The 1,767-nt window shown below is 65.5% G+C and carries 1 protein-coding gene and 1 pseudogene; both read right to left on the minus strand.

Annotated elements, in window-relative coordinates; genetic code table 11:
- Positions 1–1,301: TAT-dependent nitrous-oxide reductase (nosZ, locus tag QZH66_RS15700; protein ID WP_305806832.1), on the minus strand; the 1,301-nt coding region annotated here is incomplete at its 3' end.
- A pseudogene (locus tag QZH66_RS15705) lies at positions 1,286–1,666 on the minus strand (hypothetical protein); the annotation flags it as partial. The gene nosZ and the pseudogene QZH66_RS15705, both read right to left, overlap by 16 nt.
- Positions 1,667–1,767 lie beyond the last annotated feature (101 nt).

A 1,767-nucleotide genomic window follows, 5' to 3' on the forward strand; every position in this document is an offset into this window, starting at 1 on the left:
AGGTTGGTCAGGATCAGCGTGACCTCGTCACCCTTCTTGAGCTTGAACTCGCGCAGGCTGAAGGCCGGCGCCTGCGAGGTGAGCTTGACGGTGACCTTCTTGCCGTTGCGGAACACGCCGCTGTCCTTGGGGTCCTTGATCGCCAGCGGAAAATCGTCGTGCGAATACACCTGCTTGGGGCGTACCAGATCGCGCTTGAAGATGATGAAGTCGTGTGGCTCGCCGCGCACCGGGTGGTCGGCCAGCAGCACCATCTTGTCGCCCGAGATGTCGATCAGCTGCTCGTTCTCGGGGTGCAGCGGGCCCACGGGCAGGAAGCGGTCCTTGGAGAACTTGCAGCCCACGGCCAGGTACTTGCCGTCCGCCGCCTTGGTCTCGGACTGCGAGGCGTTGACGTGGCCCGGCTGGTACTGCACATCGAGGCGGTCGACGACGTACTTGGCGCTCTTGTCGCCGGCATGGGCCTTGATGGCGGCCGCTACGTTCCACTTGACCATCTGGCTGTCGAGGAACAGCGTGGTGTAGGCGTTGCCGCGGCCGTCGAAGGCGGTGTGCAGCGGCCCCAGGCCCACCTCGGGCTCGGCCACGATGGCGTCGTCGAGCTTCTCGGACTTGCCGTCGAACCAGTCGAGCACGCGGCTCAGCTCGATCACCGTGCAGGTCGGCGAGAGCTTGCCGGCGCAGATGAAGTACTTGCCGTCGGGGCTGGCGTTCACGCCGTGCGGGTTCTTGGGCACGCTGACGTAGGCCACCAGCGCGGTCTTGGCGTCCTTGTTGGCGGCGTGCGTGCCATCGACCACGGGCACCTTGGAGTCGCCGTAGGTCTTGAACCTGCCGGCCTTCACGGCCTCTTCGATGCGCGCGATGTGGAAGAACGCGCAGGCATCGCGCTCGGCCGACATCATGTCTTCGTAGTGGATGCCTCCCTCGGTGTTGTACTGGTTGGTGGCGGCCAGCTTGCCGTCGTACGAGGTGGCCACCAGGTCGCAGTTGCCGTCGAGCAGCACCTGCCAGCGCACTGCCATCGATTCCGCGTCCACGCAGGTGAACAGCGAATGGTATTTCTCGGGTGCGTCGGCGTCCTTGCCGCTGTTGGGCAGCGGAATGCCGAACTCGCCGCCGCAGAACACGCGCGTGGTGTAGTTGATGGCCGGGTCGACGGGGTCGGCCTTGTCCGGGAAGATGCCGTGGAAGCCCTGCACGTTGGGCAGGTCGGTGATCTTGTCGCAGANTGGTATTTCTCGGGTGCGTCGGCGTCCTTGCCGCTGTTGGGCAGCGGAATGCCGAACTCGCCGCCGCAGAACACGCGCGTGGTGTAGTTGATGGCCGGGTCGACGGGGTCGGCCTTGTCCGGGAAGATGCCGTGGAAGCCCTGCACGTTGGGCAGGTCGGTGATCTTGTCGCAGACGAAATAGTCGAGGCGCACGCGCGCGATGCGGCTGTTGATCTTGTCGTTGATCCAGGCGTAGCGGCCGTCGTAATTGCCGTCCTTGTACGAGGCATGCGTGTGGTGCGTGTCGGCCACCGTGTACTTCAGGCTGCCGTCGGGCTTGGTGCCCATGATCTTCTTCGATTCGTTGGTGATGCCCCAGCCGACCAGCGCGTCGGGCACGAAGCACGGAATGCGGTGGATCTCGCGGCCCGAGGGCAGGCCCAGCACGCGCATGTCGCCGGTGTGGCCGCCGCTCCAGAGGCCGTAGTAGGTGTCGAGTTCGCCCGGCTTGAGGTGCGTGCTGTTGGCGCTGGCATGCGCCGCCCCTGCGGGCG

Origin of the sequence: Stenotrophomonas sp. YIM B06876 (assembly GCF_030711595.1) — a bacterium.
Taxonomy (GTDB): Bacteria; Pseudomonadota; Gammaproteobacteria; order Xanthomonadales; family Xanthomonadaceae; genus Stenotrophomonas.